This window comes from Pseudomonas sp. A-1 (genome assembly GCF_004801855.1).
Classification (GTDB): domain Bacteria; phylum Pseudomonadota; class Gammaproteobacteria; order Pseudomonadales; family Pseudomonadaceae; genus Geopseudomonas.
On sequence record NZ_SSTC01000093.1, the window covers coordinates 1 to 14875 of the forward strand.

Genomic DNA, 14875 nt, shown 5'->3' on the forward strand with positions numbered 1-14875 from the left:
AGGTCGCGGCCGAGCAGGGGCCTGCCGCGGCGGCCGCCCTGCGCGCCCAGCGAGCGGCGCCGCCGCAGCCGCAGCGCAGCACCCAGCAGCTGCTCGACTTCTCCCGCGACACCCTCGAACAGAGCCTGGCCGCCTACCGCGACGGCCAGCGCGACCAGGCCTACGACCTGGCGGTGGCCGCCTACCTGGAAGGCTTCGAGCTGGTGGAGAGCGCCCTGGACAACGTCGACGGCGCACAGCGCAAGGCCACCGAGCGGGCGCTGATGGCCTATCGCCAGGGCCTGCAGGACGGCCTGCCGGCCGCCCGGCTGGCACCGCGCCTGGAGGCCGCCAAGGCCGAACTGGCGCGCTGCGCCGAGCTGCTCGGCGGCGACGGCCTGTCCGCCTCGCTGAGCTTCCTGTCCAGCCTGCTGATCCTGCTGCGCGAGGGCATCGAGGCGATCCTGGTGCTGGCGGCGATCCTCGCCTACCTGCGCAACACCGGACAGCAGCAGGCCGTGCGCAGCGTGCACTTCGGCTGGAGCCTGGCGCTGCTCGCCGGCGCCGCCAGCTGGGGGCTGGCGGCCTGGGTGATCGAGGTCAGCGGGGCGCAGCGCGAGCTGCTGGAAGGCGGCTCGGCGCTGTTCGCCAGCGTGGTGCTGCTGTGGGTCGGTGTATGGATGCACGACCGTCGGCATGCTGCGGCCTGGCAGGCGCACATCCGCAGCAGCCTGCTCGGCAGCGGCGGACGCCTGGGCTTCGCCGTGCTGGCCTTCGTGTCGATCTACCGCGAGCTGTTCGAGGTCATCCTGTTCTACGAGACCCTCTGGCTGCAGGCCGGCGCTGCCGGCCACGGCATGGTGCTGGCCGGCGCCGGCGCCGCCCTGGTGCTGCTGCTCGGCCTGGCCTGGGTGATCCTGCGCGGTTCGCAGCGGCTGCCGCTGGGCACCTTCTTCGCCATCAACGCCGTGCTGCTCTGCGCGCTGTCGGTGGTGTTCGCCGGGCATGGCGTCGCCGCCCTGCAGGAGGCCGGCGTGTTCGGCCTGCATCCGCTGCGCTTCGTCGAGCTCGACTGGCTGGGCATCCACCCCGACGCCCTGAGCCTCGGTGCCCAGGCCCTGGCGCTGCTGGCCATCGCCGTGTTCTACGGGCGCAGCCGGCTGGGCGCGCGGGGGCGCGAGCTGGCGTGAACGCCCGAGGCGTGGCCAGCCCCGGCCGCGCGCCAAAAGCGAGGGCGACCCGCGGGTCGCCCTTGTCGTTTCAGCGCAGGATGCGCGGTGGCTCGTCCGGCGGCAGCTGGCCGGACCCCGACTGGACGTCGGTGCCGTCGTCGTACTCGCCGAGCAGCTGCTCCTTGAGCTGACGGGTCACGTCCTCGCCGATCGACTTCGACACCTCGCGGATCACCCGGCCGCGGTTGGGTGTGGCGCGGATATCGTTGCCGTTCACCAGCCGCACGTCCTGCGCCTCGCCCATGGCGGTGAAGGCCGCAGTCACCTCGTGGGTGCGGGTGTCGATCAGGCTGAAGTCGGCCACCAGGGTCAGGCCGAGCACCTTCGAGTAGCTGTCGGTGTTGGCGATGTCGTTGAGGTCCTCGCGGAAGTCGATGTCCGAGAGGCTGCCGAACAGCACATAGTCGGCCCCTTCGAACTGGCCCAGCTCGATGCGCTGGATCACGTCGTGCAGGCCTTCGCCGTTCTCCACGCCGCTGTGCGGACGCCCCTGCACCAGCTGGAACAGGCCGGAGCGGAGGATCTCGCCCTTGATGTCGCCGGTGAACTTGCGCAGCTCGCCGCGCTCGATGTACTTGCGCACGTCCTCGACCTCCTCGTAGCTGGAGGTGGCGCTGGTGGCGAAGCCGTTGGCCTGCATATGGCTGTGGGCACTGACGGTGCGGATCTGTTCGCGCACCTGCTCCTCGTAGGCCAGGTCGGTGACCGCGATCTTCGGTTCCGCCTGGCAGGCCAGGCTCAGTCCCAGCGCGATCAGTGCTATCGATGCTCGCATGCTCTAGCGCTCCGTGGTCTTGCGGATTTCCTTCTCGTCCATCCACTCGGCCAGGCCGCTCTCGACCTCGACCAGCTGCAGGCTGAACTTGTAGAACACGTCCTTGTAGTCGTTGCTGCGCTTGACGATGGAGCTGATCGAGCCCTCCAGGCGGTACTTGGCGGCCACCATGTTGCCGGTCTTGGCCACGGTGGCGTTCTTGTACAGGCCACTCTGGTTCTGCAGCTTGAGTTGGTCGACCTGGCTCTGCATGTCGACGTTGTCGCTGGCGAAGCGCGCCACGCCGGACTTGAGCAGCTGGGTCTTGATCGAGGTGGTGATCTCGCGGGTGTCGATGTATTCGCTGGTCTTGTTCTTCACGTCGTAGACCTGCACCACCGGGCGACCCTGCAGCACGCCGGACTGGGCCAGCGAGCGGGTCATGGATTCGGCGATGGTCTGCAGGTCGGTGGAGCCGAACTCGTTGGTGACCAGCTCGACGGCCTTGCTGTCGCCGTAGCTGATGTTGCCACCGCCCAGCACCGGCGAGGAGGTGGAGGCGCAGCCGCTGGCCAGCAGGGCGAAGGCGGCGACGAGGGACAGGCGTGCGAACGGCATGGGGACTCTCTCTTAGCGGAACAGGTTGACGGAGTTTTCCGGGGTCTGGACTTCCAGGCGGAAGTCGGTGGCCTGCGGCACCGGGGCGATGGCCGGGAGGTAGCTGACCTGCTTGCCGTACAGGGTCAGGCTCTTCCAGGCTTCCTCGCCGGCGACCGGGAAGCCGTCGTCGCCCAGCCAGGCGAAGCGGTAGTACATGCCCTTGTTCTTGTGGCTGTCGTTGCGCAGCTCGACCTTGACGGTGAGGAAGCCGTTCTCGCGGGCGACGCGCATGGCGCCGACCTCGATGTGCTCCATGCTGCCCAGCGACACCACCTTGCTGGCGGCGCTGCCCGGTGCCGGCGGCGGCGTGGCGCAGCCGGCCAGCAGGGCCAGGCCGAGGGCGGCGAAAATGTTGCGTTTCATGGGGGCTCCTTAGCGGGCGGCGGTCTGCATGGGGCTGGCGGGGGTGGCGGTGCCGGCGCTGAACAGCTGGTTGCCGACGCTGCGCAGGGTGATGACCTGGTAGTCGCGCTCGACCTTGACGCGCAGCGGGTGGCCGTCAAGGTTCAGCTCGTGCTCGCCCTTCTTCAGGCGCAGGCGGGCGATGCGTGTGCGGTCCGGCAGGGTGCGCCAGGTGCGCTCGTCGGCGCCTTCGGTGATGGCCGAGGCCAGGCCCACGGCCAGGCCGGCCAGCGGATTGACCTCGTTGAGCTGCTTCTGCGCGACGCTGCGGCTGATGGCGCGCACGCTGGTGCGCAGGATGATGCCGGGCATGTCGTCGCGCAGGGCGCGGCGCGACATGGCCGAGGTGCTGTTCAGTTCGGTCAGGTCGACCGTCCGGCCGGCGACGACCAGGCTGGCGGGAGCCGGGGTCGAGTTGTCCTCGCGGATCACCGGGAAGGACAGCGGGGTGATGATCAGGCCGTTGGGGGTCGGGATCGGCAGGGGGATGCGTACCGAGTCGCGGCTCGGTGCCAGGCCGCTCTGCACCACCAGCAGCACCTCGCTCTCGTCGGCCTTGCGGCGGGCGCTGGCGTCGAGGTCGAGCAGCGCCTGCTCCAGCAGCGGGGTGTTCGGGCGCAGTTCGAGGGCCTTGCGGTAGCCGGGCGCCGCCAGCCCGCGCTCGCCGAGCGCCTCGTAGACGAAGCCGGACAGGTAGTGGCTGAAGGCGCTCTGGTAGCTGTTCTTCAGGCCGAGCACTTCCGGAGCGTCGAGGGTTTCCACCGGATAGCCCTGCAGATCCTTGAACTCGGCGGTGATGCCTTTCTCCTTGGCCTCCTCCTCGCGCTTGAGGTATTCCTTGTCGCGGAGCTCGGCGATCAGCGCCTCGCGCTCGTGGGTCTTCTTGATCTCGGTGCGGGCGCCGTCGAAGTCGCCGAGGGCCAGGTGGCTGAGGGCCATCTGGGTGGTCAGCATGACCTTCTCGTAGTCGTAGCCCTCGTAGCGGCGCACCTTGTCGTTGACCAGCAGGCTGCCGACCGTGCCGAGATGCTTGCCCGGATCGGCCTTGAGCGAGTCCTCCCACTCGACGATGGTGCGGTCGGCGCTGCGCCAGGCTTCCTGGCTGCCGGCGAGGTCGCCCTGGGCGCGCAGCAGTTCGCCCTTCTCGAAGTAGTAGAGGAGGTCCTTGTCGGCGGAGCTGTTGTTCTTCTCCAGCAGGGCCAGGGCGGCGGGCACGTCGCCGCTCGACAGGTGCTGGCTGGTCTGGGTGAGTTCGCTTTGGTAGCTGCGGAAGGCCGAGCAGCCGGCCAGCGGCAGGGTGGCGCAGAGGGCGAGCGCCAGAAGGGTACGGGATGCCATCGGGGGATCTCTCGTCCATGAATCGAAAGCCCGGCCTCGTGGCGAGGCCGGGTGTGGTCACCACATGGCATGCGCTTTGGGCTTCCGTGCCATCTCCGCCGCGGCGGGGCCTGATTCCTCGTGAGGGTCAAGGCGGCGGCGGGAACTTTAACAAAGATCGGTTGTCATGCCCATCGCCGGCCCCGGCCCGGTGGCATACTGCCGTCTTTTGCCGGGGGAGCAACTGGTGATGCGCGTGTGGATCGATGCCGACGCCTGCCCGCGGGCGGCGCGGGATCTGGTGGTGAAGTTCGCCCTGAAACGCAAGTTCGAGGTGGTGCTGGTGGCCGGCCAGGCGCAGGTCAAGCCGGCGTTCGCCTGCGTGCGGCTGATCGTGGTGCCGAGCGGGCCGGATGCCGCCGACGACTACCTGGTCGAGCACGCCGTGCCCGGCGAGCTGGTGATCTGCTCGGACGTGCCGCTGGCCGACCGCCTGGTGAAGAAGGGCGTGGCGGCGCTGGACCCGCGCGGCCGCGAGTTCGACGAGCGCAACATGGGCGAGCGCCTGGCGGTGCGCAACCTGTTCACCGACCTGCGCGAGCAGGGCCAGGTCGGCGGCGGCCAGGCGGCCTACGGCGAGAAGGACCGCCAGGCCTTCGCCAACGCGCTGGACCGCCTGCTCAACGCCCTGGCGCGGCTATAGGGGCGAATCGATTCGCCTTGGCGCCGTTGGCGGCGAATGAATTCGCCCCTGCCGGTGATCAGGCCAGCTCGAGCACCCGGTCGACTAGCTTGTTGATGCCGCTGGCGGCCTCGGCTAGCGACCTGGCCAGCATGTAGGCCGGGGTGGTGACCAGCTTGCGTGCCTCGTCCACCACGATGTCCTCCACCGGGCACTCGACGTGTTCGGCGCCCATGTCGGCCAGCTTGGCCGCGGTGTCCGGGTCATGGCCGATGGTGCAGTGCACGCCGGCGCCGTAGATGCGCGCGGCCATCGCCGGGGCGATGCAGATCAGGCCGACCGGCTTGTGCGCCTCGGCGAAGCCGCGGGCGGCGGCCAGCACGTCCGGCCGCACGCTGCAGCTGGCGCCCTTGAAGGCGAAGTCGGACAGGTTCTTCGCCGCGCCGAAGCCGCCGGGGATCACCAGGGCGTCGAAGTCGGCGGCCTTCAGCTCGCGCACGTCGCGCACCTGGCCGCGGGCGATGCGCGCCGATTCCACCAGCACGTTGCGGCTCTCGGCCATTTCCTGGCCGGTCAGGTGGTTGACCACGTGGTGCTGGGCCATGTCCGGGGCGAAGCACTGCACCTGGGCGCCGCGCTGGCTGAGGCGCAGCAGGGCGATCACGCTCTCGTGGATCTCGGCACCGTCGTAGACGCCGCAGCCGGACAGGATCACGGCAACCTTCTTGCTCATTCTGGGCACTCCTTGGGGGATGTCGGACGGACCTGCGCGCGGTGGCCGGCGCAGGCGATGGCATTGCCATCATCCTAGCCGCAAGCGGGGCTCTGCGGCCATGCGTCAGTGGCCGAGGAGGGCGGTGGCGGGCTATGGTAGGCGTCGGAGCGACTGCGGCAGCGCCTCGTGCTGCGGCCAGGCTGTCGCATTTCCGTCACAATTGCTTCATAGACTGTCTAGCGTGCCCGTTTCGGGCCTGGAGTGCGCCGTGAGCTTTACCCCCGCCAATCGCCTGTTCCCCGCCACCCGCCTGCGCCGCAACCGTCGCGACGAGTTCTCCCGCCGCCTGGTGCGCGAGAACGTGCTGACCGTCGACGACCTGATCCTGCCGGTGTTCGTGCTGGAGGGCGAGAACCGCCGCGAGCAGGTCGAGTCGATGCCGGGGGTGGAGCGCCTGTCCATCGACCTGCTGCTCGAGGAAGCCGCCGAGCTGGTGGCCCTCGGCATTCCGGCGCTGGCGCTGTTCCCGGTGACCCCGCTGGAGAAGAAGTCGCTGCTCGCCGAGGAGGCGTGGAACCCGGACGGCCTTGCCCAGCGCGCCACCCGCGCGCTGCGCGCGCGCTTCCCCGAACTCGGCGTGATCACCGACGTGGCCCTCGACCCGTTCACCACCCACGGCCAGGACGGCATCCTCGACGACGCCGGCTACGTGCAGAACGACGTCACCATCGATGCGCTGGTCAGGCAGGCGCTGTCCCACGCCGAGGCCGGCGCCCAGGTGGTGGCGCCCTCGGACATGATGGACGGGCGCATCCAGGCGATCCGCGAGGCGCTGGAGGTGGCCGGCCACGGCAACGTGCGCATCATGGCCTACTCGGCCAAGTACGCCAGCGCCTACTACGGCCCGTTCCGCGACGCGGTCGGCTCGGCCGGCAACCTCAAGGGCGGCAACAAGTTCACCTATCAGATGGACCCGGCCAACGGCGACGAGGCCCTGCACGAGGTGGCCCTCGACCTGGCCGAAGGCGCCGACATGGTGATGGTCAAGCCGGGCATGCCCTACCTCGACATCGTGCGTCGGGTGAAGGACGAATTCCGCGCGCCGACCTTTGTCTATCAGGTCAGCGGCGAGTACGCCATGCACATGGCGGCGATCCAGAACGGCTGGCTTTCCGAGGCGGTGATCCTCGAGTCTTTGGTAGCGTTCAAGCGCGCCGGGGCCGATGGCATCCTCACCTACTTCGCCAAGCGTGCGGCACAACAGTTGAAGCAGGGCTGACGTCCCTGCGGGAAGATGCAATGAACACTCAAGGACTCATCGATAGCGAATTGCCGGAAGCCGTGGCGGCTTCCGTTCCGCCGGCCGTCGAGGCCGAGCCTGCGCCAGAGCCGGAAGCCGTGGTCGCCGAGGTCGCGACCACCGCGGAGTCGGTCGCGGCGGTACCCGGCCTCGACGACAGCAGCCTGTACATCCACCGCGAGCTGTCGCAGCTGCAGTTCAACATCCGCGTGCTGGAGCAGGCGCTCGACGAGTCCGTGCCGCTGCTCGAGCGGCTGAAGTTCCTGCTGATCTTCTCCAGCAACCTCGACGAGTTCTTCGAGATCCGCGTCGCCGGGCTGAAGAAGCAGGTCGCCTTCGCCCGCGAGCTGGCCGGCGCCGACGGCCTGCAGCCGCACCAGGTACTGGCGCGGATTTCCGAGCTGGTCCACGAGCAGGTCGAGCGCCAGTACGCGATCCTCAACGACGTGCTGCTGCCGGCGCTGGAGCAGCACCAGATCCGCTTCATCCGCCGGCGCAACTGGACGCTGAAGATCAAGAACTGGGTGCGCAAGTATTTCCGCGAGGAGATCGCGCCGATCATGACGCCGATCGGCCTCGACCCGACCCACCCGTTCCCGCTGCTGGTCAACAAGAGCCTGAACTTCATCGTCGAGCTGGAGGGCATCGACGCCTTCGGCCGCGATTCGGGCCTGGCCATCCTGCCGGCGCCGCGCCTGCTGCCGCGGGTGATCCGCGTGCCGGAGGAGGTGGGCGGCCCCGGCGACAACTTCGTGTTCCTCTCCTCGATGATCCACGCCCACGCCGACGACCTGTTCCACGGCATGAGCGTCAAGGGCTGCTACCAGTTCCGCCTGACCCGCAACGCCGACCTGTCGGTGGACGCCGAGGACGTCGAGGACCTGGCCCGCGCGCTGCGCGGCGAGCTGTACTCGCGGCGCTTCGGCGACGCGGTGCGCCTGGAGGTGGCGGACAACTGTCCCGAGCACCTCACCAGCTACCTGCTCAAGCAGTTCGGCCTGGCCGAGAGCGAGCTGTACCGGGTCAACGGCCCGGTCAACCTGACCCGGCTGTTCTCCATCACCGGCCTGGAAAGCCAGCGGGCGCTGCAGTTCACGCCGCTGACCCCGGTTATTCCCCGGCTGCTGCAGAGCAGCGAGAAGCTGTTCAACGTGGTCGGCAAGCAGGACGTGCTGCTCTACCACCCGTTCGAGTCGTTCACCCCGGTGGTCGACCTGCTGCGCCAGGCGGCCAAGGACCCCAATGTGCTGGCGATCAAGCAGACCCTGTACCGCTCCGGGGCCAACTCGGAGATCGTCGACGCGCTGGTCGACGCGGCGCGCAGCGGCAAGGAAGTCACCGCGGTGATCGAGCTGCGCGCGCGCTTCGACGAGGAGTCCAACCTGGCCCTGGCCAGCCGCCTGCAGCAGGCCGGCGCGGTGGTGATCTACGGCGTGGTCGGCTTCAAGACCCACGCCAAGATGATGCTGATCCTGCGTCGCGAGAACGGCGAGCTGGTGCGCTACGCCCACCTCGGCACCGGCAACTACCACGCCGGCAACGCCCGCCTGTACACCGACTACAGCCTGCTGACTTCGGACGACGCGCTGTGCGAGGACGTCTCCAAGCTGTTCAACCAGTTGATCGGCATGGGCAAGACCCTGCGCATGAAGAAGCTGCTGCATGCGCCCTTCACCCTGAAGAAGACCCTGCTCGACATGATCGCGCGGGAGACCCAGCACGCCAGCGAGGGCAAGTCGGCGCACATCATCATCAAGGTCAACGCCCTGACCGACCCGAAGATGATCAAGGCGCTGTACAAGGCCAGCCAGACCGGGGTGAGGGTCGACCTGATCGTGCGCGGCATGTGCTGCCTGCGCCCGGGCATCCCCGGGGTATCGCACAACATCCACGTGCGCTCGATCATCGGCCGCTTCCTCGAGCACAGCCGCGCCTACTACTTCCAGAACGACGGCGACGAGCAGCTGTACCTGGCCAGCGCCGACTGGATGGAGCGCAACCTCGACAAGCGGGTGGAGACCTGCTTCCCGCTGGAGGGCAAGAAGCTGATCGGCCGGGTCAAGAGGGAGCTGGAGGCCTACCTGGCCGACAACACCCAGGCCTGGGTGCTGCAGAGCGACGGCCGCTACGTGCACCTGCAGCCGACCGGCAACCAGAACCCGCGCAACGCCCAGGCGCTGATGGTGGAGAAACTGAGCGGCCCGCTGGCGCGCTGAGGTGATCCGCGCGGCAAACGAAAGGGGCGACTCCTCGCGGGGTCGCCCCTTTCGTCTTGCGCCCTGTTCAGCGCCCGCTGAGCTTGTAGCCCACCCGCGCCAGCCACTGCGCCTCGGCCTCGATGTCGGCCTCGGTCAGCGGGTTGGCGGCCAGCCAGCCGGGCGGGAACACCGCCTCCAGGCTGCGCGGGCCGGCGTGGAAGGTCACCTCGGGCATTTCCTGGGTGCCGCGGATGTGGTGGAACAGGATGGCGAAGCGCAGCACGATGCACAGGCGCACCAGGCGCTCGCCTTCCTCGCCGAACTCGGCGAAGCGCTCCACCGGGATGTTGCGGCGGTGGCCGCGCACCAGCAGGCCCAGCATCTCCTGGTCGAGGCGCGAGAAGCCGGGCAGGTCGGCGTGCTCGAGGATGTAGGCGCCGTGCTTGTGGTAGTGGTAGTGGGCGATGTCCAGGCCGATCTCGTGGACCTTGGCGCCCCAGCTGAGCAGCTCGCGGTGCCAGTCGTCGTTGAGCCCCCAGGGCTCGGCGACCTGGGCGAGGATCGACAGCGCCTTGGCCTCCACCCGCGCGGCCTGGTCGAGGTCGACGTGGCAGCGCTCCATCAGCGCCGACAGGGTGCGCTCGCGCACGTCCTCGTGGCTCTGCCGGCCGATCATGTCGTACAGCACGCCCTCGCGCAGGGCGCCCTCGGCATGGATCATCGACTGGATCTCGAGGGCGTCGAAGGTCGCCTCGAGGATGGCCAGGCCCGCCGGCAGGATCGGCTGACGGTCCGGCTTGACCCCGTCGATGGCCAGCTCGGCGAGGCTGTCGGACTTGAGGATCTTGCGCTTCAGCCAGGCCAGGCCCTGCGGGGTGATCTCGCCGTTGGTCTGCCCGCCGGCCTGCAGCGCCAGGCTGATGGCGCGGATGGTGCCGGAGGAGCCGACCGCCTCGTTCCAGCCGAGCCGGCGCAGCGCCTGCTCGAAGCCCATCAGCTCCAGGCGCGCCGCGGTGTAGGCCTGGGCATAGCGTGCCAGGCTGAGCTTGCCGTCGCCGAAGAAGCGCTTGCTGTAGCTGACGCAGCCCATCTGCTGGCTCTCGCGCAGCAGCGACTCGAAGCGCTCGCCGATGATGAACTCGGTGCTGCCGCCGCCGATGTCGATCACCAGGCGCTTGCCCTCGGCCACCGGCAGGCTGTGCGACACGCCGAGGTGGATCAGGCGTGCTTCCTCGCGGCCGGAGATCACCTCCACCTGGTGGCCGAGCAGCTCCTCGGCGCGGCGGATGAACACCGCGCGGTTGCGCGCCTCGCGCAGGGCGTTGGTGGCGACGATGCGCACCGCGCCCTGCGGCAGGCCCTGGATCAGCTGGGCGAAGCGGCGCAGGCAGTCGAGGCCGCGGCCCATCGCCGCCTCGTCGAGGTTGCGCTGCTCGTCGAGGCCGGCGGCCAGCTGCACCTTCTCGCCCAGACGCTCGAGCAGGCGGATTTCGCCCTGGTCGACCCGCGCCAGCACCATGTGGATGCTGTTGGAGCCGATATCGATGGCGGCGATCAGGGGGAAGGCGTGGGCAGGGGTGTGCGGCATGATCGGGACTTCTCGCGGCAAAACGGCAGAATCCTGCCATGATAGAGCAATCCCGTCCGGCGCAGGTGACAGCGGTCAACGGCTCCGGTCCGGCCATAGGCACCGCCTGCGCGTGTCATAGCCAATGGCAATCGCCGCCGCCTTTCGGTTGCCGGCGAGTGGGGCTATCATGGCGCGACTTTTTCGCATCCGATTATCACGGAGAACCCCCATGAGCGAATTCATCACCAACGTTACCGACGCCAGCTTCGAGCAGGACGTGCTCAAGGCCGACGGCCCGGTGCTGGTCGACTACTGGGCCGAGTGGTGTGGTCCGTGCAAGATGATTGCCCCGGTGCTGGACGAGATTGCCAAGGACTACCAGGGCAAGCTCACCGTGTGCAAGCTGAACATCGACGAGAACCAGGACACCCCGGCCAAGTTCGGCGTACGCGGCATCCCGACCCTGATGCTGTTCAAGAACGGCAACGTCGAGGCGACCAAGGTCGGCGCCCTGTCCAAGTCGCAGCTGGCGGCCTTCCTCGACAGCAACATCTGACCCGGATGTTCGAAAAACCCCGTTGCGCGACGGGGTTTTTTCTGCTTGCGTGCTAGACTCTGCCACGAATGCAGTGATAAATTCGGCTAGCAGTCGCGATCAGACTGCCTCCCGCATGCCGTAGCCGCCGCCCTCTCGCCCCGAATTCTCGCAGTGAAGCTGCCGTATTCACGCGGCGCGGCTCCCGAAGCTCGAAGCTTTCCTTCTTTCTCGCCAACCTGCACCTCATCCTATGAACCTGACCGAACTCAAGCAAAAGCCGATTCCCGAACTGCTGGAAATGGCCGACCAGATGGGCCTGGAGAACATGGCCCGGTCGCGCAAGCAGGACATCATCTTCGCCCTGCTGAAGAAGCACGCGAAAAGTGGCGAGGAGATCTCCGGTGACGGCGTGCTGGAGATCCTGCAGGACGGCTTCGGATTCCTGCGCAGCGCGGACTCCTCCTACCTGGCCGGCCCGGACGACATCTACGTCTCGCCCAGCCAGATCCGCCGCTTCAACCTGCGCACCGGCGACACCATCGTCGGTAAGATCCGTCCGCCCAAGGAAGGCGAGCGCTACTTCGCGCTGCTCAAGGTCGACACCATCAACTTCGACCGCCCGGAGAACGCCAAGAACAAGGTCCTGTTCGAGAACCTGACCCCGCTGTTCGCCAACAAGCGCCTGAAGATGGAGGCCGGCAACGGCTCCAAGGAAGACCTCACCGGCCGGGTGATCGACCTCTGCGCACCGATCGGCAAGGGCCAGCGCGGCCTGATCGTCGCCCCGCCGAAGGCGGGCAAGACCATCATGCTGCAGAACATCGCCGCCAACATCACCCGCAACAACCCCGAGTGCTACCTGATCGTCCTGCTGATCGACGAGCGCCCGGAGGAAGTGACCGAGATGCAGCGCACCGTGCGCGGCGAAGTGGTCGCCTCCACCTTCGACGAGCCGCCGGCCCGTCACGTGCAGGTCGCCGAGATGGTCATCGAGAAGGCCAAGCGCCTGGTCGAGCACAAGAAGGACGTGGTCATCCTGCTCGACTCCATCACCCGCCTGGCGCGCGCCTACAACACCGTGATCCCCAGCTCCGGCAAGGTGCTCACCGGTGGTGTCGACGCCCACGCCCTGGAGAAGCCCAAGCGCTTCTTCGGCGCGGCGCGCAACATCGAGGAGGGCGGCAGCCTGACCATCCTCGCCACCGCGCTGGTCGAGACCGGCTCGAAGATGGACGAGGTGATCTACGAGGAGTTCAAGGGCACCGGCAACCTGGAGCTGCAGCTCGATCGCAAGATCGCCGAGAAGCGCGTGTTCCCGGCGATCAACATCAACCGCTCCGGCACCCGCCGCGAGGAGCTGCTCACCGGCGACGAGGAGCTGCAGCGCATCTGGATCCTGCGCAAGATCCTCCACCCGATGGACGAGATCGCCGCCATCGAGTTCCTCCTCGACCGTCTGAAGGACACCAAGACCAACGAGGAATTCTTCCAGTCGATGAAGCGCAAGTAAGCGCACCTCCCTGGAGTCTCCACAACGGCCGGCCATCCCGGCCGTTGTCGTTTCCGGCCAACGCCGTTCGGCGCTAGACTGGCCGCCTTCCGAATCTTCCCGAGGCTCAAGCATGCAGTACCGCGACCTGCGCGAGTTCATCCGTGGGCTGGAGGCGCAAGGCGAACTCAAGCGCATCCGGGTGCCCGTCTCGCCCGTGCTGGAAATGACCGAAATCTGCGACCGCACCCTGCGCAAGGGCGGCCCGGCGCTGCTGTTCGAGCAGCCCACCGGCTTTTCCATGCCGGTGCTCGGCAACCTGTTCGGCACGCCCAGGCGGGTGGCGCTGGGCATGGGTGCCGAGGCGGTCTCCGAGCTGCGCGAGATCGGCAAGCTGCTGGCCTTCCTCAAGGAGCCGGAGCCGCCCAAGGGGCTCAGGGACGCCTGGAACAAGCTGCCGATCTTCAAGAAGGTCATCAGCATGGCGCCCAAGGTTCTCAAGGATGCGCCCTGCCAGGAAGTGGTCGTCGAAGGCGACGACGTCGACCTGTCGCGCATCCCGGTGCAGCACTGCTGGCCGGGCGACGCCGCGCCGCTGATCACCTGGGGCCTGACCATCACCCGCGGGCCCAACAAGGAGCGCCAGAACCTCGGCATCTACCGCCAGCAGGTGATCGGCCGCAACAAGGTGATCATGCGCTGGCTGAGCCACCGCGGCGGCGCGCTGGACTACCGCGAGTGGTGCCAGAAGCATCCGGGCCAGCCCTACCCGGTGTGCGTGGCGCTGGGCGCCGATCCGGCGACCATCCTTGGCGCGGTCACCCCGGTGCCGGACACCCTCTCCGAGTACGCCTTCGCCGGGCTGTTGCGCGGTTCGCGCACCGAGCTGGTCAAGGCCATCGGTTCGGATCTGCAGGTGCCGGCCTACGCCGAGATCGTGCTGGAGGGGCATATCCATCCCGGCGAGATGGCCGACGAAGGTCCCTACGGCGACCACACCGGCTACTACAACGAGGTCGACCGCTTCCCGGTGTTCACCGTCGAGCGCATCACCCACCGCAAGGACCCGATCTACCACAGCACCTACACCGGCCGCCCGCCGGACGAGCCGGCGATCCTCGGCGTGGCCCTCAACGAGGTGTTCGTGCCGATCCTGCAGAAGCAGTTCCCGGAAATCGTCGACTTCTACCTGCCGCCGGAAGGCTGCTCGTACCGCATGGCGGTGGTGACCATCAAGAAGCAGTATCCCGGCCACGCCAAGCGCGTCATGCTCGGTGTGTGGTCGTTCCTGCGCCAGTTCATGTACACCAAGTTCGTCATCGTCACCGACGACGACATCGACGCCCGCGACTGGAACGACGTGATCTGGGCGATCACCACGCGCATGGACCCTTCGCGCGATACCGTGCTGATCGACAACACGCCGATCGACTACCTGGACTTCGCCTCGCCGGTGTCCGGGCTGGGCTCGAAGATGGGCCTGGACGCCACCCACAAGTGGCCCGGCGAGACCGATCGCGAGTGGGGGCGGGCGATCGAGCGCGATCCGGCGACGGTGGCGCGGGTCGACGAGCTGTGGAGCCAGCTCGGCATCGACTGAGGTGTAGGGTGCGCCATGCGCACCATCGGATTGCGCCGGCGGTAGTGGTGCGCATGGCGCACCCTACCCAGTACCTTGGCAACGGGAGTCATCCATGCGCATCACCCTGCAACCCTCCGGCCTGAGCCTCGAACTGCAAGCCGGCGAGCGCATCCTCGACGGCGCGCGGCGCCTGGGCTTCGACTGCCCGCAGAGCTGCCGCAACGGCAACTGCCACGTGTGTGCCGCGCTGCTGGTGGAAGGGCGGGTGCGCCAGCAGGGCGCCGAGCTGGACCACGGCGAGCTGTTCACCTGCATCGCCGAGCCGCTGACCGACTGCGTGCTGCACTGGGACGGCGTGCTGGCCCCCGGCGAGCTGCCGCGGCGCCGGCTGGCCTGCCAGCTGGCGGCCTGCGAGGCGCTCGGCGGCGACGTGTTCCGCCTGCGCCTGCGCGCCCCG

General features: G+C 68.2%; 14 protein-coding genes. 8 read left to right on the top strand and 6 right to left on the bottom strand.

What is annotated here, in order from left to right; translation table 11 throughout:
• The coding region (locus E5198_RS17460) for an FTR1 family protein (RefSeq protein WP_136491231.1) at nucleotides 1-1169 on the top strand (1169 nt) is incomplete at its 5' end.
• A 70-nt stretch (nucleotides 1170-1239) separates the two neighbouring features.
• Here E5198_RS17460 and E5198_RS17465 read toward each other — a convergent pair.
• Genes E5198_RS17465 through E5198_RS17480 form a run of 4 tightly spaced genes read right to left on the bottom strand, consistent with a single transcriptional unit; the run spans nucleotide 1240 to nucleotide 4365 of the window.
• The gene (locus E5198_RS17465) at nucleotides 1240-1986 is read right to left on the bottom strand and encodes a penicillin-binding protein activator LpoB (RefSeq protein ID WP_136491232.1); all 747 of its coding nucleotides are present in this window, start codon (nucleotides 1984-1986) and stop codon (nucleotides 1240-1242) included.
• Nucleotides 1987-1989: 3 nt separating this feature from the next.
• On the bottom strand, nucleotides 1990-2583 hold the full coding sequence (gene lpoB, locus E5198_RS17470; RefSeq protein ID WP_136491233.1) for a penicillin-binding protein activator LpoB: 594 nt from the start codon (nucleotides 2581-2583) through the stop codon (nucleotides 1990-1992).
• Between the two features lie 12 nt (nucleotides 2584-2595).
• On the bottom strand, nucleotides 2596-2988 hold the full coding sequence (locus tag E5198_RS17475; RefSeq protein ID WP_136491234.1) for a YcfL family protein: 393 nt from the start codon (nucleotides 2986-2988) through the stop codon (nucleotides 2596-2598).
• A 9-nt stretch (nucleotides 2989-2997) separates the two neighbouring features.
• A complete protein-coding gene (locus E5198_RS17480; RefSeq protein WP_136491235.1) occupies nucleotides 2998-4365 on the bottom strand; it encodes a COG3014 family protein in 1368 nt (455 codons plus the stop codon).
• Nucleotides 4366-4594: 229 nt separating this feature from the next.
• Here E5198_RS17480 and E5198_RS17485 point away from each other — a divergent pair, with 229 nt between their 5' ends.
• The gene (locus tag E5198_RS17485) at nucleotides 4595-5047 is read left to right on the top strand and encodes a YaiI/YqxD family protein (RefSeq protein WP_136491244.1); all 453 of its coding nucleotides are present in this window, start codon (nucleotides 4595-4597) and stop codon (nucleotides 5045-5047) included.
• 58 nt (nucleotides 5048-5105) lie between these two features.
• Here the strand turns inward: E5198_RS17485 and elbB are convergent, their stop codons facing one another.
• Nucleotides 5106-5759 carry an isoprenoid biosynthesis glyoxalase ElbB gene (gene elbB / locus E5198_RS17490; RefSeq protein ID WP_136491236.1) on the bottom strand — a complete coding sequence of 218 codons (654 nt, stop codon included), beginning with the start codon at nucleotides 5757-5759 and terminating at the stop codon, nucleotides 5106-5108.
• Between the two features lie 250 nt (nucleotides 5760-6009).
• Here elbB and hemB point away from each other — a divergent pair, with 250 nt between their 5' ends.
• Both hemB and ppk1 read left to right on the top strand, forming a co-directional pair.
• Nucleotides 6010-7020 carry a porphobilinogen synthase gene (gene hemB / locus E5198_RS17495; protein WP_136491237.1) on the top strand — a complete coding sequence of 337 codons (1011 nt, stop codon included), beginning with the start codon at nucleotides 6010-6012 and terminating at the stop codon, nucleotides 7018-7020.
• 20 nt (nucleotides 7021-7040) lie between these two features.
• Nucleotides 7041-9257: a polyphosphate kinase 1 gene (gene ppk1 / locus E5198_RS17500; RefSeq protein WP_136491238.1), complete on the top strand. Its 2217-nt coding sequence runs from the start codon at nucleotides 7041-7043 to the stop codon at nucleotides 9255-9257.
• 67 nt (nucleotides 9258-9324) lie between these two features.
• On the opposite strand, the gene ppx is transcribed toward ppk1, so the two are convergent.
• A complete protein-coding gene (ppx, locus tag E5198_RS17505) occupies nucleotides 9325-10827 on the bottom strand; it encodes an exopolyphosphatase (protein ID WP_136491239.1) in 1503 nt (500 codons plus the stop codon).
• A gap of 211 nt (nucleotides 10828-11038) precedes the next feature.
• On the opposite strand from ppx, the gene trxA reads away from it, so the two are divergent.
• The 4 genes from trxA to E5198_RS17525 all read left to right on the top strand — a co-directional run.
• On the top strand, nucleotides 11039-11365 hold the full coding sequence (gene trxA, locus E5198_RS17510; protein WP_136491240.1) for a thioredoxin TrxA: 327 nt from the start codon (nucleotides 11039-11041) through the stop codon (nucleotides 11363-11365).
• 232 nt (nucleotides 11366-11597) lie between these two features.
• A complete protein-coding gene (rho, locus tag E5198_RS17515; protein WP_136491241.1) occupies nucleotides 11598-12857 on the top strand; it encodes a transcription termination factor Rho in 1260 nt (419 codons plus the stop codon).
• Between the two features lie 112 nt (nucleotides 12858-12969).
• Nucleotides 12970-14436 carry a 4-hydroxy-3-polyprenylbenzoate decarboxylase gene (gene ubiD / locus E5198_RS17520; RefSeq protein ID WP_136491242.1) on the top strand — a complete coding sequence of 489 codons (1467 nt, stop codon included), beginning with the start codon at nucleotides 12970-12972 and terminating at the stop codon, nucleotides 14434-14436.
• Between the two features lie 94 nt (nucleotides 14437-14530).
• Nucleotides 14531-14875: 2Fe-2S iron-sulfur cluster-binding protein (locus E5198_RS17525; RefSeq protein ID WP_136491243.1), on the top strand; the 345-nt coding region annotated here is incomplete at its 3' end.